We start from the raw sequence: 853 nt of genomic DNA, 5'->3' as shown, positions 1-853 counted from the left end.
TAGGCCGCGTTGACAAAAGACTTCAGCCATAGCCGCGTGGCGGCGAGGTTTAGGAAGCTCTCGAACGAGAGAAGGGTTTTGTCATATCGAGTGGCGATGCGTCGTTGCTGTTTGAGCTTTCCGAACATGCGCTCGACGCGGTTGCGGTCCTTGTAACGGCGATAGTCGGGATGCTCTGGCACCTTGCGGTTCGAGCGGGGCGGGATGATCGGCAGGATGCCCCGGGTCAGCAGGCTTTCCCGGAAGCGATCACCATCATAGCCCTTGTCCGCGAGCAGCGCCTTGGGTGTGGCGACGGGGATCGCCATCAGCGGTTCGGCAGCGGTGTAATCAGAAGCCTCGCCGCCGGTCAGGATGAAGCCGACAGGCAGTCCTTGATTGTCGCAGCGGGCGTGGATTTTGCTCGTAAAGCCGCCGCGTGATCGACCAAGAGCGTTCGCACAAGCCCCCCTTTTCCGCCCGCTGCCGAAACATGGCCGCGAACGCTGGTGCTGTCGATCATATGTTGCCAGTCGTCGGTCAGACCCAGATCGACCAGCGTTTGCAGCAGGGCATCCCAGACACCCTGTTCGGCCCAGCGCCGGAAGCGGACATAGACCGAGTTCCACTTGCCGTAGCGCTCGTGCATGTCGCGCCAAGGGCAGCCGACCCGCAGCACGTGAAGCATGCCGTTGAGAAAGCGACGATTATCGCCCGACGGCCGCGCCCAGCGACCACGTTCAGGCGGCAGCAGCGGCCCAATCAGGTCCCACTCCGCATCCGACAAATCCCCGCGACCCATGACTGATCCTCAAAAAGCAGTCTTGAATCAGAAGGAGGAGGATTTGGGAATCCCTTTTGTCAACACGGCCTA

At 61.2% G+C, this 853-nt stretch carries 1 pseudogene; it reads right to left on the bottom strand.

The annotated features are described in order from the left end of the window. Window positions 1–781: pseudogene (locus QOL79_RS19530) on the bottom strand (IS5 family transposase); the annotation flags it as partial. Window positions 782–853: the final 72 nt, after the last annotated feature.

Origin of the sequence: Sphingopyxis sp. Geo48, assembly GCF_949769155.1 — a bacterium.
Taxonomy (GTDB): Bacteria; Pseudomonadota; Alphaproteobacteria; order Sphingomonadales; family Sphingomonadaceae; genus Sphingopyxis.
Note: the sequence above shows the minus strand (reverse complement) of the source record. Positions and strands in the feature narration are given on the sequence as shown.